This window comes from Polaromonas sp. SP1 (assembly GCF_003711205.1).
GTDB lineage: Bacteria > Pseudomonadota > Gammaproteobacteria > Burkholderiales > Burkholderiaceae_C > Polaromonas.
The window spans coordinates 4,206,778-4,232,894 of the sequence record NZ_CP031013.1 but is presented as its reverse complement, the minus strand read 5'-3'; the positions used below and the strand labels follow the sequence as shown (position 1 = coordinate 4,232,894).

Genomic DNA, 26,117 nt, shown 5'->3' with positions numbered 1-26,117 from the left:
CCCGCAGCTTGCCAGGTGAAAACCTGTTTTGACTATTTTTGATCTTAGGAAACCATCATGGCCGTGACTGTTGAAACCCTTGAAAAGCTCGAGCGCAAAATGACGCTGACGCTGCCCGTCAACACCATCCAGTCGGAAGTCGACACCCGCCTGAAAAAGCTGGCCCGCACGGTCAAGATGGACGGCTTCCGTCCCGGCAAAGTCCCCATGAACGTGGTGGCCCAGCGTTATGGCTATTCGGTGCATTACGAAGTCATGAACGACAAGGTCGGTGAAGCCTTCGCCGTGGCCGCCAACGAAGCCAAACTGCGCGTTGCCGGCCAGCCCCGCATCAGCGAAAAAGAGGGCGCTCCTGAAGGCGAACTCGCATTCGACGCGGTGTTTGAGGTCTACCCGGAAGTCAAGATCGCCGACCTGTCGGGCGCCGAAGTCGAAAAGGTCAGCGCTGAAGTCAGCGATGCCGCCATCGACAAGACCCTGGACATCCTGCGCAAACAGCGCCGTACTTTCGCCCAGCGCGCAGCCGATGCGCCTGCGCAAGACGGCGACCGTGCCACCATCGACTTCGAGGGCAAGATCGACGGCGAACCCTTCGCCGGCGGCAAGGCCGAGGACTACCAGTTCCTGATCGGCGACGGCCAGATGCTCAAGGAATTCGAAGACGCCGTGCGCGGCATGAAAAGCGGCGAAAGCAAGACGTTCCCGCTGAACTTCCCCGCTGATTACCACGGCAAGGACGTCGCCGGCAAACAGGCCGACTTCCTGGTCACGGTCAAAAAGATCGAAGCGGCACACCTGCCTGAAGTCAACGAAGCACTGGCCAAGTCCCTGGGCATCGCTGACTCAACGGTGGAAGGCCTGCGCGCCGACATCAAGAAAAACCTCGAACGCGAAGTCAAGTTCCGCTTGCTGTCCCGCAACAAAAACGCGGTGATGGACGCGCTGGTGGCCAACGCCGAACTCGACCTGCCCAAGTCCAGCGTGCAAGCTGAACTGGACCGCATGATCGAAGGCGCGCGCGCCGACCTCAAGCAGCGCGGCATCAAGGACGCCGACAAGGCGCCGATTCCTGAAGAAATCTTCCGCCCGCAGGCTGAAAAGCGCGTGCGCCTGGGCCTGGTGGTGGCCGAACTGGTCCGCACCAACGACCTGCAGGCCAAGCCCGAGCAGCTCAAGGCCCACATCGAAGAGCTGGCCGCCAGCTACGAGAAGCCGCAAGACGTGGTGCGCTGGTACCTGAGCGACAACCGCCGCATGGCGGAAGTCGAGGCTGTCGTGATCGAAAACAACGTCACCGACTTCGTCCTGGGCAAAGCCAAGGTCACCGAAAAGGCAATTTCCTTCGACGACCTGATGGGCCAGAACTGATTCTTCCCGGTCTTTCCTGATATTGGGGCTTGTGCTTTACGGCGCAGGCCCCAATTTATTTTTGGGTACAGTACAAACATCTCTGGAGAAAACATGATGGTCCGAAACAGTATTTACGGCGGCGCCTACACCGGCCCGCAAGCCGGCGCCCAGGACGCGCAAGGCCTGGGCATGGTGCCCATGGTTATCGAGCAGTCCGGCCGCGGCGAGCGCTCTTACGATATTTACTCGCGCCTGCTCAAGGAGCGCGTGATTTTCCTGGTCGGCCCGGTCAATGACCAGACGGCCAACCTGGTGGTGGCCCAGCTCCTGTTCCTGGAAAGCGAAAACCCGGACAAGGACATTTCCTTCTACATCAATTCCCCGGGCGGCTCCGTCACGGCCGGCATGGCGATTTACGACACCATGCAGTTCATCAAGCCCGATGTCTCCACCCTCTGCGTCGGCATGGCGGCCAGCATGGGCGCCTTCCTGTTGTCGGCCGGCACCAAGGGCAAGCGGTTCTCGCTGCCCAATTCGCGCGTGATGATTCACCAGCCCTCGGGCGGCGCGCAAGGCCAGGCAACGGACATCGAGATCCATGCCCGCGACATTCTCAAGACGCGTGACCAGCTCAACCGCATCCTGGCGGCCAACACCGGTCAAACCGTCGAGAAAATTGAGCGTGACACCGAACGTGACTATTTCATGTTCGCGGACGAAGCCAAAGAGTACGGCCTGGTCGACCAGGTGATTGCCAAGCGTCCCTGATCGCCCAAAAGCGGCTAAAAACCGCTTGAAGCGCTTCCGGGTTGCATCGCAACAACGGCGTTTTCTGTAACAGAAACGCCGTTTTTTTATTGGTTATCATTAGGTAACAGTTCCCCCTCCAGGCACCTTAAAGGCATCCCCAACAATGGCCGAGAAAAAAGGCTCCTCCAGCGAAAAGACTTTGCACTGCTCTTTTTGCGGCAAAAGTCAGCACGAAGTCAAAAAACTGATCGCTGGCCCCTCGGTTTTTATTTGCGATGAGTGCATCGATCTCTGCAACGAGATCATTCGTGATGAGTTGCCGGCCGGCGAAGATGTCCGCGAAACACGCACCGATCTGCCCACCCCCTCCGAGATCAAGGGAACGCTGGACGGCTACGTGATCGGCCAGGAGCCGGCCAAGCGCACCTTGGCTGTGGCGGTGTACAACCACTACAAACGCCTGCGCCACAAGGAAAAAGCCAAGAAAGACGATGTCGAGCTGACCAAAAGCAATATCTTGCTCATCGGCCCGACCGGCTCCGGCAAGACCTTGCTGGCCCAAACCCTGGCCCGCACGCTCAACGTGCCCTTTGTGATGGCCGACGCCACCACGCTGACAGAGGCCGGTTATGTCGGTGAAGACGTCGAAAACATCATCCAGAAATTGCTGCAGAGTTGCAATTACGAGGTCGAACGCGCCCAGCAGGGCATTGTTTATATCGATGAAATCGACAAGATTTCGCGCAAGTCCGACAACCCGTCCATCACTCGCGATGTGTCGGGTGAGGGCGTTCAGCAGGCGCTGCTCAAGCTGATTGAAGGCACCATGGCCTCGGTGCCGCCGCAGGGCGGGCGCAAGCACCCGAACCAGGACTTCCTGCAGGTGGACACCACCAACATCCTTTTTATCTGTGGCGGGGCTTTCGCCGGCCTGGAAAAAGTCATCGAGAACCGCACGGAAGCTTCCGGCATGGGTTTTGGCGCGGTCGTCAAAAGCAAAAAATCGCGAACCCTGACCGATGCCTTCAAGGAAGTCGAGCCGGAAGACCTGATCAAGTTCGGCCTGATCCCTGAACTGGTCGGCCGCATGCCCGTGGTTGCCACATTGGCTGAACTCAGTGAAGACGCGCTCGTGCAAATCCTGACCGAACCGAAAAACGCGGTGGTCAAGCAGTTCAGCAAACTGCTGGCCATGGAAGGGGTTGATCTGGAAATTCGCCCATCCGCCCTCAAGGCCATTGCCCGCAAAGCGCTGGCTCGCAAGACGGGCGCGCGGGGCCTGCGCTCCATCCTGGAGCAATCGCTGATTGACACCATGTTTGACCTGCCAAATGCCAGCAATGTGGACAAGGTTGTTGTGGACGAGTCCACAATCGAAGAAAACAAGGCTCCCTTGCTTGTGTACCGAGAAGCGGCCAAGAAAGCCTGAACACCCCAACAGGCTGGCCGGAATGCTTGAAAAGCGCTCCCGTGCGCCCCATGTCTGGGTTGATTGTGTTTCGCCGGGCCATGCAACTGGCCGCCACGGCTAACGTTTAAGGTTTATATGTCCGGACAAACTTCATTGCCTTCCACCCCCATTGACCTGCCTCTCCTGCCTTTGCGGGACGTGGTGGTCTTTCCGCACATGGTGATCCCGCTGTTCGTGGGACGCCCCAAGAGCATCAAGGCGCTGGAGTCGGCGATGGAGGCCGAGCGCCGGATCATGCTGGTGGCGCAAAAAGCCGCAGCCAAAGATGAGCCGTCTGTCGAGGACATGTTTGAAGTGGGTTGCGTGGCCACGATCCTGCAACTCCTCAAGTTGCCTGACGGTACCGTGAAGGTGCTCGTGGAAGGGCAGCAACGCGCCACTGTCAACAAGATCGAAGAGGGTGAACAGCATTTCACCGCCAATGTCACGCCGGTTGAAACGGCTGTCGTGATTGCCGGCGACAAGACCAGCGAAATCGAGGCATTGCGCCGCGCCGTGATGCAGCAGTTTGACCACTACGTCAAACTCAACAAGAAAATCCCCCCAGAGATTCTCACGTCGATCTCCAGCATCGACGATGCCGGACGGCTGGCCGACACCATTGCGGCACATTTGCCGCTCAAGCTGGATGCCAAGCAGGTGATCCTGGACCTCGACAATGTCAAGGCGCGGCTTGAGAACCTCTATGAGCAGCTCGAGCGCGAAGTCGACATTCTCAACGTCGACAAAAAAATCCGCGGCCGTGTCAAACGCCAGATGGAGAAGAACCAGCGCGATTTCTACCTCAATGAGCAGGTGAAAGCGATCCAGAAGGAGCTGGGCGAAGGCGAAGAAGGCGCGGACATCGAAGAGATCGAGAAAAAGATCAAGTCTGCCAAGATGCCTCAGGAGGCCCGTAAAAAGGCTGAGAGCGAGCTCAAGAAACTCAAACTGATGTCGCCCATGTCCGCTGAAGCGACGGTGGTGCGGACATATATCGATGTGCTCACCGGCTTGCCCTGGAGCAAGAAGACCAAGATCAAGCACGACCTGGGCAATGCCGAGAACGTGCTCAATGAAGACCACTACGGCCTGGAGAAGGTCAAAGACCGAATCGTTGAATACCTCGCGGTGCAGCAACGCGTCGACAAGCTCAAGGCGCCGATCCTGTGCCTCGTGGGGCCTCCCGGTGTGGGCAAGACGTCTCTGGGCCAATCGATCGCCAAGGCGACCGGGCGCAAGTATGTGCGCATGGCTCTGGGTGGCATGCGGGACGAAGCAGAAATTCGTGGCCATCGCCGCACCTACATTGGCGCTTTGCCGGGCAAGGTTTTGCAAAGCCTGACCAAGGCCGGTACCCGTAACCCGCTTTTCCTGCTCGATGAAATCGACAAACTGGGCACGGATTTCCGTGGTGACCCTTCCAGCGCATTGCTGGAGGTGCTTGACCCTGAACAGAATCACACATTCGGTGATCACTATGTGGAGGTCGACTTCGACCTCAGCGACGTGATGTTTGTGGCCACGTCCAACTCGATGAACATCCCGCCGGCCCTACTGGACCGTATGGAAGTCATCCGGCTTTCGGGCTATACCGAAGACGAAAAAACCAGTATCGCCATGCGTTACCTGTTGCCCAAGCAGGTCAAGAACAACGGCGTGAAGGACGGCGAGCTTGAGGTGCAAGAGCAGGCCGTGCGCGACATCGTGCGTTACTACACGCGTGAAGCGGGCGTGCGTTCACTCGAGCGCGAACTCTCCAAGATCTGCCGCAAGGTCATCAAGGGAATCCAGCTCAAGAAGATGACGCCCAAGGTCGTCGTCACGCCGGACAACCTCAACGACTTCCTGGGTGTTCGCAAATTCAATTACGGCCGCGCTGAGCAGCAAAACCAGGTGGGCCAGGTGGTCGGCCTGGCCTGGACGGAAGTTGGCGGCGACCTGCTGACGATTGAGGCCGCCATGATGCCCGGCAAGGGTGTGATCACGCGGACAGGTTCGCTTGGCGACGTCATGAAGGAGTCCGTCGAGGCTGCACGCACGGTGGTGCGCAGTCGCGCGAAGGTGCTTGGCATCAAGGATGAGATGTTCGAAAAACGCGACATCCATATTCATGTGCCGGATGGCGCGACACCCAAGGACGGCCCGAGCGCGGGCGCCGCGATGACGACGGCTTTTGTTTCTGCATTGACCGGCATTCCGGTGCGGGGCGATGTCGCCATGACCGGCGAGATCACGCTGCGCGGTGAGGTCACTGCCATCGGTGGGCTGAAAGAAAAATTGCTGGCAGCTTTGCGCGGCGGCATCAAGACGGTGTTGATCCCGGAAGAAAACGCCAAGGACTTGCAGGAGATTCCCGACAACGTGAAGAGTGGTCTGGAGATCGTGCCGGTGAAATGGATCGATCAGGTTCTTCAGGTAGCGCTGGAACGTCAGCCAGTCCCGCTCACCGATGAGGAAGTCGCTGTGGCTGCGGCTGCCGCAGTGGTTCCTCCAGCGGAAGCTACGGGAACGGTGAAGCATTAATTCAGAAGTTTTTTCAAAGTTCTGGAAAAGGCCGAAAAGTTAAGCTATAATTTGAGGCTGTAATCGCGGGAGTAGCTCAGTTGGTAGAGCGCAACCTTGCCAAGGTTGAGGTCGAGAGTTCGAGACTCTTCTCCCGCTCCAATTCAAAGGGCAGCACTTCAAAATGCTGTCCTTTTTCATTGGAGTTTCGTTGAGTACCGGCAGGGTCATTGGACTTTGCCGAGGCAGACAGAATACGGCGCGGTAACAAAGCGGTTATGTACCGGATTGCAAATCCGGCTAGCCCGGTTCGACTCCGGGCCGCGCCTCCATCAAGCCAGTTGTCATAAGCCCCAGCCATGGGGCTTTTTTGTTTGACAATACGCTGGAAGGTTCGAATACGGCGTTGGCGTAAAGAGCTTGAGCCTGAGTGGTGAAATAGGTAGACACAGCGGACTTAAAATCCGCCGCTTCGTGAATAGCGGGCGTACCGGTTCGATTCCGGTCTCAGGCACCACTTCGGCTCACCCATGCCCCTGGCGCGACTTTGAAAACTGGGTAAGATAAATTCCATCATGTCCCGCTACAACACTCCTTTTGAAATTCACGTCCATGGCGAAGTGCCTTTGCGGGCTGACGTCAGCTTTGAGCAACTGCAGGAGGCTCTCAAGCCCCTTTGGAAGTACGCGGGCTCCAAGTCCCTGGCGGCCGGTGCTGCCAGCGCTTATGAAGAAGAGCCCGGCATCCGGTTCGACGCGCACAAACATCTCTTGCAGATGTGCTGGACCGTACCGGGCGACGAAGATTTCCGCCAGGCGCTGGATGAGATGTGCATGGGCCTGAATGACCTGGCGGAAGCGGGTGCGCCGATAGAGGTGACCTTCTATGACTCCGACTTTGATGAAGAAGAGGGCGATGACGAAGAAGAGGCGCGTGACGACTTTGCGATGTATTTTGTCGGCCCCACGCCGGCCGCCATCATGCAGGTGCAGCGCGACCTTCTGGTCCAGGACATGATCGGCCTGATGGAGCGCCACTTTGACGGCTCCGAACTCGGTGAAATCGTTGCGGCGGTTGACAAGCTGTTTGAGCAACGCTTTGACGCACTCGTCAATTCCATGCAGCTCGGCAAGCCGCCGCGAGGCCTGGGTGGGCCGCAGGGCGGTTCAGGCCATGGCGGCGGCCGCAAGCCGCGGCATTTGCACTAGGCTTGCACGGCGGGCTCTGCGCAGGCGGTAATTGCCTGCTGATCGCCGGGAAAGCCCATGCCTCGCAAGTACACATCAATTGCGCACTGGCCCACTTCCAGCAGATCGAAGGCCTCCGGGTCCAGGAGCCAGTTCTGAATCAGTCCGTCGATGAGAGCGTGCAATCCCTGCGCGGCCGCCGAGGCTGAAACAGGTAACTTCAAATCCATCTGAGTCGCCGCGGTTTCCATGCCTTGCTGGATGCGGTCCAGAAAACCCTTGCGCACGGTGAGGTGGCGCAGGCGAACTGCCTGCAGTTCCTCGACGTACTCCACCTTTTGTGTCGCAACCTCGAAGACGCGCCGTGTCTGGGTGTCGGTAACAATTTGCCGCAAGGCATTGACGGTGGAATGCCGTATTCTGTCGATCGCAGTCAGATGGGGATCCGGGCTGTCTTGCTGGCTGTTTTCGTGGTGAAAGGACTCTTCCATCGGGAGCGTGACCCGCTCCATCATGGCGTTGAAGAGGTCTGCCTTGTCCCTGAAGTGCCAATACACCGCGCCACGGGTCGCTCCTGCGCGCCTGGCAATGTCCTGCAGGCTGGTGCGTGACACTCCCTGCGACTGAAACAGGTGTTCGGCCGCATCCAGCAGTTTGTGGCGTGTCTCCAGCGCCTCTTCTTTGGTTCGACGGGCCAAGTGGGTCTCCAGAAATGGAATTTTTATCGCTGTCGTTATACATTCACAAATGTATGTAAACTATAACACTCGCAAAAACCCTTATTCTTTTCGTTTTCGGTGACTGTGTTTTGTTCCAGTCGCCGATATCGCTTTTTGTCTCGCGCCTTCTTTCCCAAAAATCCGAGGAACAGCATGCCCAAGTCTCGCGTTGTCCGTTCAATTTTGAGCCCCCAATTTACCCTTCACCAGCCGCTTGTTGTGGTCGCGGCGCTTTCACTGCTCCTCGCCGGTTGCGGCAAGGGTGACGCACAGGGCGGCGGCGCGCCACCCCCGCCGCAGGTGGGTGTGGTGACGGTCACCCAGGGCGATGTCGGATTGGTCACCGAGTTGCCAGGCCGCCTGGAGGCGTCTCGTGTGGCGCAGGTCAGGGCGCGCGCCGCCGGTATTTTGCAAAAACGGCTGTTCCGCGAAGGCAGCGACGTGAAAGAGGGGCAGCCGCTTTTCACCATCGACTCCGCACCGTACGCGGCAGCCGCCGCCAGCGCCAAGGCGGGCCAGGCGCGCGCCGAAGCCAATCTGGCACAGGCCACCGCTTTGGCCGAGCGCTACAAGCCGCTGGTAGAGGCCAACGCCATCAGCAAGCAGGAGTACGCTAACGCCGTGGCTGCCCAGAAGCAGGCCGAAGCCGACGTGGCCGTGGGCAAGGCGAATGTGCAGACGGCCAGCATCAACCTGGGATATGCCGCGGTGACGGCGCCCATTTCAGGCCGTATCGGCCGCGCGCTGGTGACTGAAGGTGCACTGGTCGGTCAGGGTGAAGCGACCCAACTGGCGGTGGTCCAGCAGATTAACCCGATGTATGTCAACTTCACGCAGTCCGCCACGGATGTGATGAAGCTCCGTGCCGCGATGGAAAGCGGCCAGTTCAAGCGCGCCAGCGGCGCCGATGCCGCCAGCGTACGCATCGTGCTTGAAGACGGCACCGAATACGCCAAACCCGGGCGCCTGCTGTTTTCCGACCTGACCGTCGATGCGACGACCGGGCAGGTGACGCTGCGGGCCGAAGTACCGAACCCCGGCGGCCAGCTGCTGCCAGGCCTCTATGTGCGCGTGCGCCTTGAGCAGGCGCAAGCCACCAATGCCATTACCTTGCCCCAGCAGGCTGTGACGCGTACCAACCAGGGTGACTCCGTCATGGTGGTCGGCGCCGACGGCAAAGTCAGCCCGCGCAACATCAAGATCGGCTCTTCCCAAGGCAACAAGTGGGTCGTCCTTGACGGCCTCAAAACCGGCGAGCAGGTCATCGTCGACGGCTTCCAGAAGATGCAGCCCGGCGCTCCTGTGAAGCCCGTGCCGTGGCAACCGCCCGGAGCCGCAGGCGCCGCCTCGGCCCCGGCGGCGTCCGCCTCAGCCGCCGCGCCTGCCGCGTCCGCCGCATCCTCGGCAGCGAAGTAAGGAGCCCAGTACATGGCCAAGTTTTTTATTGATCGGCCGATCTTTGCCTGGGTGATTGCCTTGTTCATCCTGGTGGTCGGCGGCGTGGCGATCACGCAGCTGCCGGTCGCGCAGTACCCGCCGGTAGCGCCGCCCGCCATCGTAGTCAACACCGCGTATCCAGGCGCATCTGCCCAGACCCTCGAAGACAGCGTGCTGTCGGTGATCGAGCGCGAAATGAACGGCTCCCCCGGCCTGATCTACATGGAGTCGGTCGCGCAAGCGGACGGCACCGGCAGCATCACGCTGAGCTTTGAACCCGGCACCAATGCCGATTTGGCGCAGGTCGATGTGCAAAACCGCCTGTCGCGCGCCTCACCGCGTTTGCCTGCCGCCGTGACGCAGCAGGGTGTACGCGTTGATAAATCGCGCGCCAACTTCCTGTTGTTCATCATGCTGTCGTCCGACAATCCCGCGCACGACCCGGTCGCGCTCGGCGATTACGCTTCGCGCAATGTCGTGCCCGAGATCCAGCGCGTCAAAGGTATCGGCCAGGCCCAGCTGTTCGGTACCGAACGCGCCATGCGCATCTGGCTGGACCCTGCCAAGCTCACGGGCTACAGCCTCTCGGCGAGTGACGTCAACAACGCCATCCGCGCACAAAACGCGCAGGTGTCGGCCGGCAGCATCGGCGACAGGCCCAACGTGGCAGGGCAAGGCATTGCAGCCACTGTGGTGGTCAACGGCCAGCTCGCCAACGTCGAGCAATTCGGCAACATCGTGTTGCGCGCCAATACCGACGGCTCGTCTGTGCGCCTCAAAGACGTGGCGCGCATTGAGCTGGGTGGGCAGTCTTACGGAACTTCGGCACGCCTGAACGGCAAGCAGGCCATCGGTATCGGCGTGCAGCTCGCTCCCAGCGGCAATGCTTTGGCTTCGGCGAAGGCGGTGCGCGACAGGATGACCGAGCTGGAACGCTTCTTCCCCCAAGGCATGAAGTGGGATATTCCGTACGACAGCTCGCGCTTCGTCAAGATTTCTATCTCCCAGGTGGCCGAGACGCTGTTCGAAGCCGTGGCGCTGGTGTTCCTGGTGATGTTCCTGTTCCTGCAGAACTGGCGCTACACCATCATCCCGACCATCGTGGTGCCTATCGCGCTGCTGGGCACGTTTGCCACCTTGCTCGCGCTGGGTTTTTCGATCAACGTGCTGACCATGTTCGGCATGGTGCTGGTGATCGGTATCGTGGTGGACGATGCGATCGTGGTCGTCGAAAACGTCGAGCGCATCATGACCGAGGAGGGCCTTCCTCCGCTGGAAGCGACTCGCAAGGCCATGCAGCAGATTTCCGGCGCCATCATCGGCGTGACGGTGGTGCTGATCTCCGTGTTCGTGCCGCTGGCATTCTTTGCGGGTTCGACCGGCAATATTTACCGCCAGTTTTCTGCTGTGATGGTGTCGTCCATTGCTTTTTCCGCTTTCATGGCCTTGTCGCTCACGCCGGCGCTGTGCGCGACGCTGCTCAAGCCCGTTGAAGCCGGGCACCATCACGAGAAGAAGGGCTTCTTCGGCTGGTTCAATCGCGGGTTCTCGCGCACGGCCAAGAGCTATGAAAGCGTCGTCGCGCGAATCCTCAAGCGCGCGGCACGTTACCTCGTCATCTACGTGGCTATCATCGCCGCGGTGGCGGTGGTGTACCTGCGCCTGCCGACCTCGTTCCTGCCCAACGAGGACCAGGGTAATTTGCTGGTCAATGTGCAGTTGCCGCCGGGCGCAACCTACGAACGTACGCTGGCTGTGATGCAGGACGTCGAAGGTTTCATGCTCAAGCAGCCTGAGGTTCAAAGCATGGTCGGCGTGCTTGGCTTCAGCTTCTCAGGTCAGGGTCAGAATGCCGCGCTGGCATTTGTGACGCTCAAGGACTGGAAAGAACGCGAAGGCGAAGAACACTCGGCCAGCGCGGTTGCGGGGCGCGCTTTCGGTGCGTTGATGGGCATTCGCGATGCCTTCATCTTCCCGCTCAGCCCGCCTCCGATTCCCGAACTGGGCACGGCTTCCGGCTTCAGCTTCCGTTTGCAAGACCGCTCAGGCGCGGGCCACCAGGCGCTCGTCAATGCACGCAACCAGCTACTTGGCATGGCGTCCAAGAGCAAGGTGCTGGCGCAGGTACGCCCCGACGGCCTGGAAGATGCGCCGCAGCTGCAGATCGACATCGACCGCGACAAGGCGAACGCGTTGGGCGTGCCTTTTGACTCGATCAACTCCATCCTGTCGACCGCGTTGGGCTCCAGCTACGTCAACGACTTCCCGAACCAGGGGCGTTTGCAGCGCGTGGTGGTGCAGGCCGATGCGCCTGCCCGCATGCAGCCCGACGACCTGCTCAAGCTCAACGCCAGCAACAGCCGCGGCCAGCCCGTGCCGCTGTCGGCATTCGCCACCACACGCTGGATCAGCGGCGCAATGCAGACCGTGCGCTACAACGGCTACCCCGCCATGCGCATTGGCGGCAGCGCCGCACCGGGCTACAGCACAGGCGCCGCCATGGCCGAGATGGAAAAACTCGCCGGGCAGCTGCCGCAAGGCTTCGGCTTTGAATGGACCGGCCAGTCGCGCGAGGAAAAACTCGCCGGCTCGCAGGCGACCCTGCTGTACGGCTTCGCCATCCTGGCGGTGTTCCTCTGCCTGGCTGCCCTGTACGAAAGCTGGAGCATCCCGCTGGCGGTGATTCTGGTCGTGCCGCTGGGCGTGATCGGCGTGCTGCTGGCGACCTTGTTCCGCGGTTACGCGAACGACGTGTACTTCCAGGTGGGGCTGATTACCATCATTGGCCTCTCGGCGAAGAACGCCATTCTGATCATCGAGTTCGCCAAAGACCTGCAGGCGCAGGGCAAGGGCGTGATCGAGTCGGCGCTGGCAGCGGCGCATCTGCGGTTCCGCCCCATCGTCATGACCTCGCTGGCCTTCGGCCTGGGCGTCCTGCCCCTGGTGCTGGCTTCCGGCGCGGGTTCTGCCAGCCAGCGCGCCATCGGCACCGGCGTGATCGGCGGCATGATCACCGGCACGGCTCTGGCGGTGATTTTTGTTCCGGTGTTCTTTGTGGTGGTGCGCGGCCTCTTCAAGGGCAGCGAGCGCCAGAACAGGATGTATTCCGAACATGCCAAGGCGGCAGGCATCACCGGAGAAGAAGGAAATGAAGGCAAGGCCCATGACTAAAACAAGGCTCCCACAACTTCTGGCGCTGAGCGCGGCAGTGATACTGGCCGGCTGCTCGATGATCCCGAAGTACGAACGCCCGGCAGCCCCTGTGGCTGCTGAATGGCCCGCCACGTCCAACTGGGTGGCCGGGTCTGCCCAGCCGGCTGCCGCCACGCCGGCGACGGCTGCCGCGCCCGCCGCGGCCGATATCGAATGGCAGGCTTTCTTCAGCGACCCCAAGCTGCGCCTGCTGATCGATGCCGCGCTGCGCAACAACCGCGACCTGCGTATTGCCGTGCTTAACATCGAGCAGGCACGCGCGCAGTTCCAGATCCGCCGTGCCGACCAGTTCCCGACGATCAACGCCGGCATCACCGGTTCACGCCAGCCCAATGCCAACGGCAACGGCAGCATCACCAGCGCCTACACGGGCGGCCTGCTGATGACATCCTATGAGCTCGACTTCTTCGGCCGAGTCGCCAGCCTCAAAGAGTCGGCGCTGGCGCAATACCTGGCCACCGAAGAAGGGCGCAAGACCACCCAGATCAGCCTGATCGCCGCGGTGGCCAATACCTACCTCAGCCTGCTGGCCGACGAGGAACTGCTGGCCATCACGCAGCAAACGCTGGTCACGCGCGAAGAGTCCTTCAAGCTGAGCAAGCTGCGTTTTGACAACGGCGTGACGTCCGAGCTGGAGTTCCGCCAGGCCGAGTCGTTGACCGAAGCGGCCCGCGCCTCATTGGCCCAGCAGGTGCGCCAGCGCGCGCTGGACCAGAACGCTTTGACGCTGCTGCTGGGCCAGCCGCTCACGGGTGATCTCGCGGTGGCTTTGCCGGCCGGCAAGGGCCTGGCTGACGCGCCCATGATGGTGGATGTGCCGGCAGGCCTGCCGTCCGACCTGCTGACCCGCCGCCCCGACATCCGCCAGGCCGAGCAGCAACTGCTGTCTGCCAATGCCGACATCGGTGCGGCGCGCGCGGCGTTCTTCCCGCGCATCTCGCTCACGGCATCGGCCGGCAGCGCCAGCTCGCACCTTTCCGGCCTCTTCAAGAGCGGCTCCTACGGCTGGACACTCGCGCCGCAGTTGATCCTGCCGATCTTCGATGCGGGCCGCAACCGCGCGGGGCTCGATTCAGCCAATGCCGGCCGCGACATTGCCGTGGCGCAGTACGAAAAAGCCATCCAGACGGCGTTTCGTGAGGTGTCCGATGCGCTGGCGGCCCGCGCCACCCTGGGTGAGCAGCTGCGCGCCCAGCAGGCCCAGGCCAACGCCGAAGCCACGCGTTTCAAGCTGGCTGATTTGCGCTACCAGAACGGCGTGGCCAGCTACCTGGACCAGCTCGATGCGCAGCGCTCGCTGTTCGCCGCACGCCAGGCCGCCGTGCAAACCCGCCTGGCCCAGCTGCAGAGCCAGGTCACGCTGTACAAGACGCTGGGCGGTGGCTGGAAAGACCTGCCCGAAGAAGGCCTGACCCTGCGGGCCGACACCCAGCTCAGCCGCTGAGGGGCCGGCCGGGCCCGGGCTTTTAGTCCCGGGCCTTGAGCTGGTTTGAAAAGTCGTGGTTGACGTCGCGGTGACCCGCTTCGTCATCACGCACCACCAGGATCACATCGCGCAGGCGTGCGTCAGGCGCCAGCTTCCAGTAATCGATGGCGACCTGCGGCGCGGCCACGTTCTCGTACTGCCCGGCGTCGATGCCGGCCAGGTATTCGGTGTAGCTGTAGACCGCTTCCTCCTCAAAATAGCCGACCAGCCGGTGCGCTGTGCGCGCAGACACCAGGTACAGCAGGAAGAAGAGGTTGTAGAAAATCCCCTGCGCCAGCATCACCATCCAGCGCTCGAACTGGCTCGGCCTGGCGATGTGGACGAAAGTCATCAGGTGCATGCGCTCGTTCTCGGCTTCGTCCAGCAGGGTGCGGATCCACCCCTCATCGTCCACCATGCTGCGCAGCGATTTCAGGTGCACCAGCGCGCCGCCCACCATGCCGGGCACGGCGGCCACGGTTTCAAGTACCACGGCGCGGTTGCCATAGCGGCCGGCAAAAAAGGTGTCGGCCAGAAAGCGCAGGAAGCGGGTGGCGCGCCAGGCAAACCAGTCGGAGACATCGACGGGTGCGTGGTGTGATTCGCGGGGTGCTGCAGAGGACATGAGCGCTTCTCCTGGAAGGTTTGCCGGTTGGCGGGATGCCGGCCGGCGGGGGAAGATGCTATAAATTTAGTAGCGAAAAGCCCACGTGTTTATTGGGCTACAAGCCCATTTGATCATGAAAATAGACCGCGAAGCAGATTTCAGCTTTTATCCAGGGGCTTAGGGTTTCTGCATTCACTGACGGGCGCCAGCGCGCCAGGGCGCAAGCCGTGATTACAGCGATAGCGACCCCACCTCACCACCCAGTTGCAGCCAGCGCTGCGCCGCAGCCTGCAGGGCGGCGGGCTGGCCGGTGGTGAAGAAGCTGACCCGGCCGGGAACCCGGTGGTCAGCGGCGCCGGCGGGCGGCGTGATTGCCGCCAGCCGCCAGCGCGTCTGGCGCGCGACAGGCGCGCCCGTGTCGAGAAACTGCACCGCAGGGCCCAGCAACTCACGCAGGTGCGGGCTGGCGAAAGGGTAGTGCGTGCAGCCGAGCACCAGCGTGTCGATTTCCCCATGTTTCAAGCCAAATTGGCCCATAGCCCTTACGCTGCTTGCACATATAGCTATGATTTTTGTAGCATCTTCAGTGCCGGCGGCTGCCTGGATGCCGGCGTGCTCGATCGCGCCGGCCAGGCCGTCGCAGGGCTGCAGCACGAAGTCCGCCTGCCCGGCGAACGATTGCAGCAAGGTTTTGAAACGTGCACTGGCCAGCGTGCTGCGGGTGGCCATCACGCCGATGCGGCGGGTGCGGCTGAGCAGCGCGGCGGGCTTGAGCGCCGGCTCCACGCCGATGATGGGCAGGGTGGGGTGTTCCGCGCGCAGCGAGTCAACGGCCGCCGCCGTGGCGGTGTTGCAGGCAATCACCAGGGCCTTGACGCCTTGCGCGGCCAGGTGGGCGGTGACGGCGCGTGAGCGCGCCAGCACGTAGGCGTCGTCGCGCTCGCCATACGGTGCATGGCCGCTGTCGGCGATGTAGATGAAGTCTTCTTGCGGCAGCTCGGCCCGCAGCGCCTGCAAAATGCTCAGGCCGCCCACGCCGCTGTCGAAAATACCGATGGGCTGGCCGGTCAAGTCAGTGTTCTCCGCCGCAAAGGGCTCAAACGCTGGTGACCGGAATCTGCTTGAACTCGCCGGTGGCGATCTTCTTTTGCCACTCGGCCGGGCCGGTGATGTGGGCGCTGGTGCCGCCCGAATCCACCGCCACGGTCACGGGCATGTCGACCACGTCGAACTCGTAGATCGCTTCCATGCCCAGGTCGGCAAAACCCAGCACTTTGGCGGTCTTGATGGCCTTGCTGACCAGGTAGGCGGCGCCGCCGACGGCCATCAGGTAAGCACTCTTGTGTTTCTTGATGGCCTCAATGGCGACCGGGCCGCGCTCGGACTTGCCGATCATCGAGATCAGGCCGGTCTCGGCCAGCATCATCTCGGTGAAGCCGTCCATGCGGGTGGCCGTGGTCGGGCCGGCCGGGCCTACGGCTTCATCACGCACCGGGTCCACCGGGCCGACGTAGTAGATGACGCGGTTGGTGAAATCCACCGGCAGCTTTTCGCCCTTGGCCAGCATGTCCTTGATGCGCTTGTGGGCGGCGTCGCGGCCGGTCAGCATCTTGCCGTTGAGCAGCAGCGTCTGGCCGGGCTTCCAGCTGGCGACTTCTTCTTTGGTCAGGGTGTTGAGGTCGACCTTTTTGCTCTTTTGGTAGTCGGGCGTCCAGTTCACGTTGGGCCAGAGGTCCAGCGACGGCGGGTCCAGGTACACCGGGCCGCTGCCGTCCATCACAAAGTGCGCGTGGCGCGTAGCGGCGCAGTTGGGGATCATCGCCACGGGCTTGCTGGCGGCATGCGTCGGGTACATCTTGATCTTGATGTCCAGCACGGTGGTCAGGCCGCCCAGGCCCTGCGCGCCTATGCCCAGCGCGTTGACCTTTTCAAACAGTTCCAGGCGCAGCTCTTCTGTCTTGGTGAGCTTGGCGCCGGAAGACGACTTGGCCTGCAGCTCGTACATGTCCAGGTCGTCCATCAGGCTTTCCTTGGCCATCAGCACGGCTTTTTCGGCGGTGCCGCCAATGCCGATGCCCAGCATGCCGGGCGGGCACCAGCCGGCGCCCATGGTGGGCACGGTTTTCAGCACCCAGTCGACCACCGAGTCGCCTGGGTTGAGCATGACCATCTTGCTTTTGTTCTCGCTGCCGCCGCCTTTGGCCGCCACCGTGACGTCGATGGTGTTGCCGGGCACCAGCTCGGTGAAAATCACGGCCGGCGTGTTGTCCTTGGTGTTCTTGCGGTCGAACTGCGGGTCAGCCACCACGGATGCACGCAGCGTGTTGTCGGGGTGGTTGTAGCCGCGCCGCACGCCTTCGTTGATGGCGTCGTCCAGGCTGCCGGTAAAACCTTCCCAGCGCACATCCATGCCGACCTTGAGGAACACGTTGACGATGCCGGTGTCCTGGCAAATCGGCCGCTGGCCGGTCGCGCTCATCTTGCTGTTGGTAAGGATCTGCGCAATCGCGTCCTTGGCTGCCGGGCTTTGCTCGCGCTCGTAAGCGCGCGCCAGGTGGGCGATGTAGTCGGCGGGATGGTAGTAGCTGATGTACTGCAGGGCGGCGGCTACGGATTCGATGAGGTCGGCTTGCTTGATCGTGGTCATGGTGGGGTCGTCGTGGAGATCGTTTTGGGGGGCGTTTTGGAGGTTTCGGGCAAACCCTGCAATTATCCGTCCTTGGGGCGCCCTGTGTCCGCCTGCGTCTTTTGACGTTGCCGGTGCAATCGCCCCGGGGCTATAGTCGGAGCTGCACCATGACCGTATTGCTCCAACCCCCTCTGGCCGACTTCACCCGTATCCTTGGCGCCGGGGGCGTCCTGGCAGGGCTTGCCTTTCTCAATGGGCGCGTCACGCACCGCTGCACCGCGATTTACCGGCTTGAGGCCATGACGGTGCGCAATCTCTATCTTTTTGACCGCGAAGGTTCGCTGCTGCCCGAATCGCTGGGCGTGGTGCCGCTGGGCGACAGCTTCTGCCAGCACGCCATGCGCGAAGGCGCTTTTCTGACTGACGACACACGCGGTGATTCGCGCGTGGACGGCAGCCCCTTCAAGGGCGTGGTGGTGGCCTACCACGGCCTGCCTTTGCTGGATGCCAGAGGCGAACTTTTCGGCACGCTGTGCCATTTCGACTTTGTGCCCCGTCCTTTGCCCGATGGCGAATTCGAGTTCTTGCAGAACGCCGCGCGCGTGCTGCCGGCCTACCTGAAGTAAGGCAAGCCGCCTGAGGGGGCTCAAAACCCCTTCAGATGAGAATCTTTCTCGATTGACGTCATACTTCCGCGTTCCCCCTTTCTTTTTGACAGCGCAGGACATTCCATGACGACAAGCAGCACCACGCGCACGGAGCGCGACACCTTCGGCCCGATTGACGTGCCGGCCGACAAGCTCTGGGGCGCGCAGACGCAGCGTTCATTGCAGAACTTCGACATCTCCGGCGAGCAGCAGCCGCGTGAAATCATCAAGGCGCTGGCCCAGGTCAAACGCTCCTCGGCCAAAGTCAACCACGCGCTGGGCCTGCAGGACGAGAAAAAGACCAAAGCCATCGTGGCTGCGGCGGACGAGGTGATCGCGGGCAAGCATCCCGATGAATTCCCGCTGGTGGTGTGGCAGACGGGCTCCGGCACGCAGACCAATATGAACGTCAACGAGGTGCTGGCCAACCGCGCGAGCGAAATCCTGGGCGGCGAGCGTGGCGAAGGCCGGCTGGTGCACCCCAACGACGACGTCAACCGCAGCCAGTCGTCCAACGATGTGTTCCCGACCGCCATGCATGTGGCTGCCGTAGAAGCCATGACGCACAAGCTGCTGCCGGCGATTGCTAAGCTGCGCGCCACGCTGGCGAAAAAAGCCAGGGACTTTGACGGCATCGTGAAAATTGGCCGCACCCACCTGCAGGATGCGACGCCGCTCACGCTGGGCCAGGAGTTCTCGGGCTATGTGGCGCAACTGGACCATGGCGAAAAACATGTGCGCGCCGCCTTGCCGCATCTGTATGAGCTGGCGCTGGGCGGCACCGCTGTCGGCACGGGCCTGAACGCACCCAAGGGTTATGCGGAGCAGGTGGCTGCCGAGCTGGCCTCGCTCACGGGCCTGCCTTTTGTTACGGCGCCCAACAAGTTTGAGGCGCTGGCTTCGGTAGACGGTCTGGTGCACGCGCACGGCGCGCTCAAGACACTGGCGGCCAGCATGATGAAGATCGCCAACGATGTGCGCTGGCTCGCCAGCGGCCCGCGCAGCGGCATCGGCGAGCTCAGCATTCCCGAGAACGAGCCCGGCTCGTCCATCATGCCGGGCAAGGTCAACCCGACGCAGAGTGAGGCCGTCACCATGCTGGCGGCGCAGGTGTTCGGCAACGACGTGGCCATCAACTTCGGCGGCGCTTCGGGCAACTTCGAGCTCAATGTGTTCCGTCCCATGGTGGCGCACAACTTTTTGCAAAGCGTGCGCCTGCTGGCCGATGGCATGGTGAGCTTTAACGACCATTGCGCCGTCGGCATCGAGCCGAATCTCGAACGCATCAACGAACTGGTGCAGCGCTCACTGATGCTGGTGACCGCCCTCAACACGCACATCGGCTACGACAAGGCTGCTTTCATCGCCAAGAAGGCGCACAAGGAAGGCAGCAGCCTGCGCGATGCGGCGCTGGCTTCCGGCCATGTCACGGCTGAGCAGTTTGATGCCTGGGTGCGGCCTGAAAACATGGTGGGCTGACGCTGGCCTAGATCTGATCCGGCAATGGAAAAATCATGACCCCCTTCGCCCTGTATTGGAAGATGGCGCGACCCGCAGCCATTGCACGTATTCGCCTTTTGCTGCGTGAACTGGTGGCTGCTACGCCGCTCTCTATTTTCATCAGCGCCCTGCGGGATCGCTGATTGTTGCCGGGCGGTTGCGCCGCCGGCGACAGGCCGCGCGATGCGGTTGTTCTTTGCTTTTTCTTCCCAGTGCCTCCCAAGCCCGGTGCAATGCCGGGCTTTTTGATTCACGCATTGCGTGTTCAGTTTCGGCCTTGCCGATACCCGCACGCCTTCATCTTGTGAACTGAATCAAGCGCAGCAGTCGAGGGTTAACGCTGCGTGATTCTTTCAATCAGCTTTCGTTTTTTTCGCGATGTGCAAAAGTTTTTTCAAACTTGATCGCGATCAAGCGGGCTTGCAAATGCGCGCTCTCACAATCCGCCCACAACAACAGCATCAGTGATTGCAATTGCAATTTCCTCGGCATACAACGACTGGAGACATTCATGACATACGCCAACACGGCCACCTCCGCGCCATCGAGCGCTCATCGCTGGATACAGCTTCTCCTGGGCATCGTCTGCATGGCGATGATTGCCAACCTGCAATATGGCTGGACCCTTTTTGTGAACCCGATTGCCGACAAGTACGGCTGGAGCAAGGCCGCCATTCAGGTGGCCTTCACGATTTTTGTGTTGACCGAAACCTGGCTGGTGCCGATTGAAGGCTACCTGGTCGACCGCTTCGGGCCACGTCCGGTGGTCATGGTCGGCGGCATTCTTTGCGGCGTGGGCTGGGTGATCAACTCGTTTGCCGATTCGCTGATGCTGCTCTACATCGCCGCTGCGATCAGCGGCATTGGCGCCGGTGCGGTGTACGGCACCTGCGTGGGCAATGCGCTGAAGTGGTTTCCGGATCGCCGCGGCCTGGCTGCGGGCCTGACCGCTGCGGGTTTTGGTGCGGGCTCCGCGCTCACCATCCTTCCGATCTCGGCCATGATCAAGGGCAGCGGCTACCAGTCGGCCTTCCTGTATTTCGGCATCATCCAGGGCGTGATCGTCTTCGTCGTGTCCTTCCTGCTGACGCGGGCGCCGGCGAACCTGGCCAAGAGCGGTTCCATCTCAGCGATCAATGTGCAGCAAAGCCGGCGCGACTACACGCCGTCCGAAGTTCTGCGCTCGCCGGTGTTCTGGGTGATGTACGTCATGTTTGTGATGGTCGCTGCCGGCGGTTTGATGGCCACGGCGCAGCTCGGGCCCATCGCCAAGGATTTCAATGTCGGCGATGTGCCGGTCAGCATCATGGGCCTGGCGCTGCCGGCGCTCACGTTTGCCCTGGCTATCGACCGCGTGCTCAATGGCCTGACCCGTCCCTTCTTCGGTTGGGTCTCGGACCAGATCGGCCGTGAGAAGACCATGCTGATCGCCTTTGGCATCGAGTCGGTCGGTATCCTGGCGCTGTACCAGTTCGGCCACAACCCTGTGGCCTTCGTGGTCCTCACGGGCATGGTGTTCTTCGCCTGGGGTGAGATCTACAGCCTCTTTCCCTCGACCTGCGCCGACACCTTTGGCTCGAAGTACGCCGCCTCCAACGCAGGCTTGCTCTACACCGCCAAGGGCACCGCGTCACTGCTGGTTCCGCTCTCCAGCGTGCTCACGGCGATGACCGGCAACTGGCACGCCGTGTTCATTGTCGGCAGCGTCATGAATGCGATCGCTGCGCTGATGGCCTGGTATGTGCTGCGCCCGATGCGTCGTGCCGAGATGGAAAAGGCCGTGCTGCCGGCGGCGGCGCCGGGCAGCAAGGCCGGCTTCGGTCACCTCCCGCAGTCCGCGCAGTAAGCCGGCAAGAGGGGCCTGGGCCGGGCCTGGGAGCCCTTCTTTCCACGCGGCGTGTCTGGGACAATGGGGCATGCTCAAGTTTGTCCATCGCACCCTCAACCAGTTCATCCATTCGCAGTCGCTTTCGGGCGTCGTCCTGGCGCTGGCCGCCGCCCTGGCGCTGGTCCTGAGCAACTCGCCCTGGGGCGAGGCTTACAACCGGTTTGTGCAACTGCCTGGTGAGCTGCGTGTCGGCGGCGACTTGCTGGTGCTCTCCAAGTCGCTGCTGCACTGGGTCAACGACCTGTGGATGGCGGTGTTTTTCTTCCTGGTGGGGCTGGAGATCAAGCGCGAGCTGATCGAGGGCGAGCTGGCCTCGCGTGCGCAGGCGCTCTTGCCGGCAGGCGCCGCATTGGGTGGCATGGTGGCGCCGGCGCTTATCTACATGGCGATCAATGCCGGCGACCCTGTCGCGATGCGCGGCTGGGCGATTCCGGCCGCCACCGACATCGCTTTTGCGCTGGGCATCCTGGTGCTTCTGGGCAGCCGCGTGCCGGCATCGCTCAAGGTGTTTTTGACGGCGGTCGCCATCATCGACGACCTGGGTGCCATCCTGATCATTGCGTTTTTCTACACCGAGGGCTTGTCGGTGATGGCATTGCTGGGCGCCGGCATCGGCGGCTTGCTCTTGCTGGCCTTGAACCGGGCCAGGGTGATGGCCATAGGGCCTTATGTGGCCGTGGGACTGGTGATCTGGCTCTTTGTTTACAAGTCCGGCATTCATGCGACGCTGGCGGGTGTCATTACCGCGCTGGCGATTCCCTTGTCGGACGGCAAAGGCGGCTCGCCGCTGAAAACCGCTGAACATGCACTGCACCCCTGGGTGGCATTTGCCGTGTTGCCGATGTTTGCGTTTGCCAACGCAGGGGTGTCGCTTCAAGGCGTTACGCCCGCAACGCTTCTGCAGAGCGTTCCTCTGGGCATCACCGCGGGCCTGCTGGTGGGCAAGGCGGTCGGTGTGTTTGGTGCCTCCTGGCTGCTGATCCGCTTTGCCGGTGCGCGCCTGCCCGCAGGGGCCGGCTGGAGCCAGTTCTTTGGCGTCTGCCTGCTGTGCGGCGTGGGCTTCACCATGAGCCTGTTCATCGGTGCGCTGGCCTTTTCCGGCCAGGATGCCGCGTACGAGACGCAGCTCAAGCTGGGTGTGCTGTGCGGCTCGCTGCTGTCGGGGGTGTTGGGGGCGCTGATGCTGCTGCGCAGCGGCCCTGCCAAAAAGGCGCCGGATTGACCCTCCGGCGCAGCACGTTCAGTGCTTTTGCGCAGCGATGCCCGACATGATCTTGTCGGTGTAGGCAATGGCGATCGCTGACAGCAGGAAGGTGATGTGGATCACCGTTTGCGCGATCAGGACCTTGTCGGTGTAGTTGTCGGCGTTGATGAAAGTCTTCAGCAGGTGGATGGAACTGATGCCGATGATGGCGGTTGCCAGCTTCACTTTCAGCACCGAGGCGTTCACATGGCTCAGCCATTCCGGCTGGTCACGATGGCCTTCAAGGTTCATGCGGCTCACAAAGGTCTCATAGCCGCCCACGATGACCATGATCAGCAGGTTCGAAATCATCACCACGTCGATCAGCGCCAGCACCACCAGCATGATGACCGTCTCGTTGAGCGTCACGACGGGGACGGCGGTTTTGTAGCCAATGCTGGTGATCAGCGACTGCAGGGCCGTCTGGCTGCCGAAGGCGGCTTCAATCAGGTGCCACAACTCGACCAGGAAATGCACCACATACACCGCCTGGGCGGCGATCAACCCGAGGTACAGCGGCAACTGCAGCCAGCGGCTGGCAAAAATCAGGTTGGGAAGCGGGCGCAAGGGCGAGATTTTGGTGGCGACGGGGGGGAGGGTTGGTTCAGTCATGATGGCGTAAGCTGGGGAGTTGCGGCATTGTAGAGGGGCGGCCGGCCCCGGAACTCGGAGATTTGTAAGGTTCAAGCCAGTCAGTGGCTTGTAAGTGCGGCAGAAGACAGTACCACGCATTCAGTGACAAACAGGAGACAAAACCAATGAGCGCCCCTACATCCGCGATCGAATCCACCCTGGTTGAAAATCGCATCTTCCCGCCGGCGCCGGCCACCGTGAAGGCCGCGCGCATTTCAGGCATGCCGGCCTACCAGGCCTTGTGCGCGGAAGCCGAAAAAGATTTCGAAGGGTTTTGGGCCCGTCTGGCGCGTGAAAACCTCAGCTGGAAGAAGCCCTTCACCCAGACCCTGGACGAGTCCAAAGCCCCGTTCTACAAATGGTTTGCCGACGGCGAACTCAACGCGTCGTACAACTGCCTGGACCGCCACCTCGGCACGCCGGTCGAAAACAAGAAGGCCATTATTTTTGAAAGCGACGATGGCAAGGTCACCAACGTCACCTACAAAGAGCTGCATGCCAAGGTCAGCCAGTTCGCCAGCGCACTCAAGGGCGCGGGCATCAAGAAGGGCGACCGCGTCATCATCTACATGCCGATGACGGTTGAAGGCGTGGTAGCCATGCAGGCCTGCGCGCGCATAGGCGCGACGCACTCGGTGGTGTTCGGCGGCTTCTCGGCCAAGAGCCTGCAGGAGCGCATCCAGGACGCGGGCGCCGTGGCCGTCATTACTGCCAACTACCAGTTGCGCGGTGGCAAAGAGCTGCCGCTGAAGGCCATCGTCGATGAAGGCATCGCCATGGGCGGCTGCGAGTCGATCAAGAACGTGATCGTCTACCAGCGCACCTCAACCGCCTGCAACATGGTGGCCGGGCGTGACAGCCTGATGCACGAGATCACCGCCAAGGCTTCGCCGGTGTGCGAGCCCGAGTTTGTGGGCGCCGAGCATCCGCTGTTCATTCTTTACACCTCAGGCTCGACCGGCAAACCCAAGGGTGTGCAGCACAGCACGGGTGGTTACCTGCTGTGGGCCAAGCTCACGATGGACTGGACCTTCGACATCCAGCCTGCCGATGTGTTCTGGTGCACGGCCGACATCGGCTGGATCACCGGCCACACCTATGTGGCCTACGGCCCGCTGGCGGCAGGCGCGACGCAGATCATCTTTGAAGGCATCCCGACCTTCCCGAACGCAGGTCGCTTCTGGCAGATGATCGAAAAACACAAGGTCACGATTTTCTACACGGCGCCGACGGCCATACGCTCACTGATCAAGGCTGCCGAGGGCGATGAGAAAGTGCACCCGGCCCGCTCCGACCTCAGCAGCCTGCGCATCCTGGGCTCGGTCGGCGAGCCGATCAACCCGGAAGCCTGGATGTGGTACTACAAAAACGTGGGCGGCGAGCGCTGCCCCATCGTGGACACCTTCTGGCAAACCGAAACCGGCGGCCACATGATCACGCCGCTGCCCGGCGCCACCCCGCTGGTGCCCGGCAGCTGCACGCTGCCCTTGCCCGGCATCATGACCGCCATCGTTGACGAGACCGGCAAGGACCTGCCCAACGGTGCGGGCGGCATGCTGGTCGTCAAGCGCCCCTGGCCGTCCATGATCCGCACCATCTGGAATGACCCGGACCGCTTCAAGAAGAGCTACTTCCCCGAAGAAATGGGCGGCACGATTTACCTCGCAGGTGACGGCGCGGTGCGCAATGTCGACAACGGTTATTTCCGCATCACCGGCCGCATCGATGATGTGCTGAACGTGTCGGGCCACCGCATGGGCACCATGGAAATCGAATCGGCGCTGGTGGCGCATTCCACCCTGGTGGCCGAGGCCGCAGTGGTGGGCCGCCCCGACGATCTGACCGGCGAGGCCATTGTGGCTTTCGTGGTGCTCAAGCGCTCACGGCCCACCGGCGACGAAGCCAAGGCGATTGCCAAGGAGCTGCGCGATTGGGTCGGCAAGGAAATCGGCCCCATCGCCAAGCCCAAGGACATCCGTTTCGGCGACAACCTGCCCAAGACGCGGAGCGGCAAGATCATGCGCCGTTTGCTGCGCGGCATTGCGAAGGGTGAGGCTATTACTCAGGACACATCAACACTTGAGAATCCTGCAATCCTTGAGCAGCTGTCTGAAAAGCAGTGATGTTGAAACAGGCATAAAAAAAGCCCGTCATTGACGGGCTTTTTTGTGGGCTTGTGAGCCGCTTATTTGGTTGCCAGGACCCAGGCGGCCAGTTTCTTGGCTTCGTCAGGGCTGACCTGTGCGTTGGCTGGCATGGGCACGGGTCCCCACACGCCAGAGCCGCCTTTGATGATCTTGGCTGCGAGCTTGTCAGCTGCGTCTTTCTGGCCGGCGTACTTGGCGGCAACGTCCTTGTAGGAAGGGCCCACCAGCTTTTTGTCGACTGCATGGCAGGCCATGCAGTTTTTGGCGGTTGCCAGTTGCAGGTCAGCCAGGGCGGGGGTTGACACTGCAAGACCTGCAGCCATGGAAGCGAGTACCAAAAGAATGCGTTTCATGAAGAGTCCTCGTGGGGAAGTTATGGTTTCGGTTACAGTCGTTTAACGTGATTGTAGTAGTGCCGGTTGACCCTTGTTTCAAGGGGATATCCCTTGGCTCGGGTCGATATTTTCAGGAGAAAAGCATGTATTTTTTATTGATTGGCATTGTGGCGCTGGCGCTCAAGTACCTTGAGGTCGATCCTGTCGCACAGTGGAGCTGGCTCATCGTGCTGTCTCCTTTTGGACTGGCTGCGGTATGGTGGTGGTACGCCGACGCGTCGGGCTACACCAAGCGCAAGGAAGTTGAAAAAATGGAAAAACGCAGGCTGGACCGTATCGAGAAGTCGCGTGATGCCATGGGCATGCTTTCAGCGAAAAAGAAACGTAAATAGCAAACTGCCTGAAGTGATCC

At 61.5% G+C, this 26,117-nt stretch carries 21 protein-coding genes and 3 tRNA genes; 18 read left to right on the top strand and 6 right to left on the bottom strand.

The annotated features are described in order from the left end of the window. Positions 1–57 precede the first annotated feature (57 nt). From tig to DT070_RS19860, 8 genes are all read left to right on the top strand, one after another. Positions 58–1,368, top strand: coding sequence for a trigger factor (gene tig, locus DT070_RS19895; RefSeq protein ID WP_122956960.1), 1,311 nt, complete (start codon positions 58–60; stop codon positions 1,366–1,368). 93 nt (positions 1,369–1,461) lie between these two features. Further along, complete coding sequence (clpP, locus tag DT070_RS19890; protein ID WP_369973896.1) at positions 1,462–2,118, top strand: ATP-dependent Clp endopeptidase proteolytic subunit ClpP; 657 nt, start codon at positions 1,462–1,464, stop codon at positions 2,116–2,118. A gap of 145 nt (positions 2,119–2,263) precedes the next feature. Next, the gene (gene clpX, locus DT070_RS19885) at positions 2,264–3,529 is read left to right on the top strand and encodes an ATP-dependent Clp protease ATP-binding subunit ClpX (RefSeq protein WP_122956959.1); all 1,266 of its coding nucleotides are present in this window, start codon (positions 2,264–2,266) and stop codon (positions 3,527–3,529) included. Positions 3,530–3,646: 117 nt separating this feature from the next. After that, positions 3,647–6,076: an endopeptidase La gene (gene lon, locus DT070_RS19880; protein ID WP_122956958.1), complete on the top strand. Its 2,430-nt coding sequence runs from the start codon at positions 3,647–3,649 to the stop codon at positions 6,074–6,076. Positions 6,077–6,141: 65 nt separating this feature from the next. Continuing rightward, positions 6,142–6,217 (top strand) — tRNA-Gly (locus tag DT070_RS19875). 96 nt (positions 6,218–6,313) lie between these two features. After that, positions 6,314–6,387 (top strand) — tRNA-Cys (locus DT070_RS19870). Between the two features lie 92 nt (positions 6,388–6,479). Further along, positions 6,480–6,572, top strand: a tRNA-Leu gene (locus tag DT070_RS19865). Between the two features lie 58 nt (positions 6,573–6,630). Beyond that, a complete protein-coding gene (locus tag DT070_RS19860) occupies positions 6,631–7,263 on the top strand; it encodes a DUF6806 family protein (RefSeq protein WP_122956957.1) in 633 nt (210 codons plus the stop codon). On the opposite strand, the gene DT070_RS19855 is transcribed toward DT070_RS19860, so the two are convergent. Next, positions 7,260–7,940: a TetR family transcriptional regulator gene (locus DT070_RS19855; protein ID WP_122956956.1), complete on the bottom strand. Its 681-nt coding sequence runs from the start codon at positions 7,938–7,940 to the stop codon at positions 7,260–7,262. The genes DT070_RS19860 and DT070_RS19855 overlap by 4 nt on opposite strands. A gap of 174 nt (positions 7,941–8,114) precedes the next feature. On the opposite strand from DT070_RS19855, the gene DT070_RS19850 reads away from it, so the two are divergent. From DT070_RS19850 to DT070_RS19840, 3 genes are read left to right on the top strand one after another with little or no spacing between them, the layout of a single operon-like run. Then, complete coding sequence (locus tag DT070_RS19850) at positions 8,115–9,377, top strand: efflux RND transporter periplasmic adaptor subunit (protein WP_122956955.1); 1,263 nt, start codon at positions 8,115–8,117, stop codon at positions 9,375–9,377. 12 nt (positions 9,378–9,389) lie between these two features. Next, on the top strand, positions 9,390–12,569 hold the full coding sequence (locus tag DT070_RS19845; protein WP_122956954.1) for an efflux RND transporter permease subunit: 3,180 nt from the start codon (positions 9,390–9,392) through the stop codon (positions 12,567–12,569). Next, a complete protein-coding gene (locus DT070_RS19840) occupies positions 12,562–14,055 on the top strand; it encodes an efflux transporter outer membrane subunit (RefSeq protein WP_122956953.1) in 1,494 nt (497 codons plus the stop codon). Before DT070_RS19845 ends, DT070_RS19840 begins: the two co-directional genes overlap by 8 nt. Before the next feature lie 22 nt (positions 14,056–14,077). Here the strand turns inward: DT070_RS19840 and DT070_RS19835 are convergent, their stop codons facing one another. The 3 genes from DT070_RS19835 to DT070_RS19825 all read right to left on the bottom strand — a co-directional run bounded on the left by DT070_RS19835 (position 14,078) and on the right by DT070_RS19825 (position 17,330). Continuing rightward, positions 14,078–14,701 (bottom strand): alternative oxidase, encoded by a 624-nt coding sequence (locus DT070_RS19835; protein ID WP_122956952.1) that lies wholly within the window; start codon positions 14,699–14,701, stop codon positions 14,078–14,080. A gap of 213 nt (positions 14,702–14,914) precedes the next feature. After that, a complete protein-coding gene (murI, locus tag DT070_RS19830) occupies positions 14,915–15,754 on the bottom strand; it encodes a glutamate racemase (protein ID WP_122956951.1) in 840 nt (279 codons plus the stop codon). Between the two features lie 25 nt (positions 15,755–15,779). After that, positions 15,780–17,330, bottom strand: coding sequence for a fumarate hydratase (locus DT070_RS19825; RefSeq protein ID WP_122956950.1), 1,551 nt, complete (start codon positions 17,328–17,330; stop codon positions 15,780–15,782). A 149-nt stretch (positions 17,331–17,479) separates the two neighbouring features. Between DT070_RS19825 and DT070_RS19820 the strand changes: the two genes are divergently transcribed. From DT070_RS19820 to nhaA, 5 genes are all read left to right on the top strand, one after another. After that, the gene (locus DT070_RS19820; protein ID WP_153976328.1) at positions 17,480–17,938 is read left to right on the top strand and encodes a GAF domain-containing protein; all 459 of its coding nucleotides are present in this window, start codon (positions 17,480–17,482) and stop codon (positions 17,936–17,938) included. A gap of 105 nt (positions 17,939–18,043) precedes the next feature. After that, positions 18,044–19,438: a class II fumarate hydratase gene (gene fumC, locus DT070_RS19815; RefSeq protein WP_122956948.1), complete on the top strand. Its 1,395-nt coding sequence runs from the start codon at positions 18,044–18,046 to the stop codon at positions 19,436–19,438. A gap of 35 nt (positions 19,439–19,473) precedes the next feature. After that, positions 19,474–19,602 carry a hypothetical protein gene (locus DT070_RS21710; RefSeq protein ID WP_255416848.1) on the top strand — a complete coding sequence of 43 codons (129 nt, stop codon included), beginning with the start codon at positions 19,474–19,476 and terminating at the stop codon, positions 19,600–19,602. Between the two features lie 368 nt (positions 19,603–19,970). Continuing rightward, on the top strand, positions 19,971–21,305 hold the full coding sequence (gene oxlT / locus DT070_RS19810) for an oxalate/formate MFS antiporter (RefSeq protein WP_122956947.1): 1,335 nt from the start codon (positions 19,971–19,973) through the stop codon (positions 21,303–21,305). Between the two features lie 70 nt (positions 21,306–21,375). Continuing rightward, positions 21,376–22,569 (top strand): Na+/H+ antiporter NhaA, encoded by a 1,194-nt coding sequence (gene nhaA / locus DT070_RS19805; RefSeq protein ID WP_122956946.1) that lies wholly within the window; start codon positions 21,376–21,378, stop codon positions 22,567–22,569. An 18-nt stretch (positions 22,570–22,587) separates the two neighbouring features. Here nhaA and DT070_RS19800 read toward each other — a convergent pair whose 3' ends face one another. Further along, on the bottom strand, positions 22,588–23,202 hold the full coding sequence (locus DT070_RS19800; protein ID WP_122956945.1) for a YqhA family protein: 615 nt from the start codon (positions 23,200–23,202) through the stop codon (positions 22,588–22,590). A gap of 146 nt (positions 23,203–23,348) precedes the next feature. On the opposite strand from DT070_RS19800, the gene acs reads away from it, so the two are divergent. Further along, positions 23,349–25,346 carry an acetate--CoA ligase gene (gene acs / locus DT070_RS19795; protein ID WP_122956944.1) on the top strand — a complete coding sequence of 666 codons (1,998 nt, stop codon included), beginning with the start codon at positions 23,349–23,351 and terminating at the stop codon, positions 25,344–25,346. A gap of 62 nt (positions 25,347–25,408) precedes the next feature. On the opposite strand, the gene DT070_RS19790 is transcribed toward acs, so the two are convergent. Next, the gene (locus DT070_RS19790) at positions 25,409–25,723 is read right to left on the bottom strand and encodes a c-type cytochrome (RefSeq protein WP_122956943.1); all 315 of its coding nucleotides are present in this window, start codon (positions 25,721–25,723) and stop codon (positions 25,409–25,411) included. 125 nt (positions 25,724–25,848) lie between these two features. Between DT070_RS19790 and DT070_RS19785 the strand changes: the two genes are divergently transcribed. Beyond that, on the top strand, positions 25,849–26,097 hold the full coding sequence (locus tag DT070_RS19785; RefSeq protein ID WP_122956942.1) for a TIGR04438 family Trp-rich protein: 249 nt from the start codon (positions 25,849–25,851) through the stop codon (positions 26,095–26,097). Positions 26,098–26,117 lie beyond the last annotated feature (20 nt).

Coding starts and splice junctions, on each gene's coding strand:
- tig (WP_122956960.1), top strand. CDS start 58: ATGGCCGTGACTGTTGAAACCCTTGAAAAGCTCGAGCGCAAAATGACG.
- clpP (WP_369973896.1), top strand. CDS start 1,462: ATGATGGTCCGAAACAGTATTTACGGCGGCGCCTACACCGGCCCGCAA.
- clpX (WP_122956959.1), top strand. CDS start 2,264: ATGGCCGAGAAAAAAGGCTCCTCCAGCGAAAAGACTTTGCACTGCTCT.
- lon (WP_122956958.1), top strand. CDS start 3,647: ATGTCCGGACAAACTTCATTGCCTTCCACCCCCATTGACCTGCCTCTC.
- DT070_RS19860 (WP_122956957.1), top strand. CDS start 6,631: ATGTCCCGCTACAACACTCCTTTTGAAATTCACGTCCATGGCGAAGTG.
- DT070_RS19850 (WP_122956955.1), top strand. CDS start 8,115: ATGCCCAAGTCTCGCGTTGTCCGTTCAATTTTGAGCCCCCAATTTACC.
- DT070_RS19845 (WP_122956954.1), top strand. CDS start 9,390: ATGGCCAAGTTTTTTATTGATCGGCCGATCTTTGCCTGGGTGATTGCC.
- DT070_RS19840 (WP_122956953.1), top strand. CDS start 12,562: ATGACTAAAACAAGGCTCCCACAACTTCTGGCGCTGAGCGCGGCAGTG.
- DT070_RS19835 (WP_122956952.1), bottom strand. CDS start 14,701: ATGTCCTCTGCAGCACCCCGCGAATCACACCACGCACCCGTCGATGTC.
- DT070_RS19825 (WP_122956950.1), bottom strand. CDS start 17,330: ATGACCACGATCAAGCAAGCCGACCTCATCGAATCCGTAGCCGCCGCC.
- DT070_RS19820 (WP_153976328.1), top strand. CDS start 17,480: ATGACCGTATTGCTCCAACCCCCTCTGGCCGACTTCACCCGTATCCTT.
- fumC (WP_122956948.1), top strand. CDS start 18,044: ATGACGACAAGCAGCACCACGCGCACGGAGCGCGACACCTTCGGCCCG.
- DT070_RS21710 (WP_255416848.1), top strand. CDS start 19,474: ATGACCCCCTTCGCCCTGTATTGGAAGATGGCGCGACCCGCAGCCATT.
- oxlT (WP_122956947.1), top strand. CDS start 19,971: ATGACATACGCCAACACGGCCACCTCCGCGCCATCGAGCGCTCATCGC.
- nhaA (WP_122956946.1), top strand. CDS start 21,376: ATGCTCAAGTTTGTCCATCGCACCCTCAACCAGTTCATCCATTCGCAG.
- DT070_RS19800 (WP_122956945.1), bottom strand. CDS start 23,202: ATGACTGAACCAACCCTCCCCCCCGTCGCCACCAAAATCTCGCCCTTG.
- acs (WP_122956944.1), top strand. CDS start 23,349: ATGAGCGCCCCTACATCCGCGATCGAATCCACCCTGGTTGAAAATCGC.
- DT070_RS19790 (WP_122956943.1), bottom strand. CDS start 25,723: ATGAAACGCATTCTTTTGGTACTCGCTTCCATGGCTGCAGGTCTTGCA.
- DT070_RS19785 (WP_122956942.1), top strand. CDS start 25,849: ATGTATTTTTTATTGATTGGCATTGTGGCGCTGGCGCTCAAGTACCTT.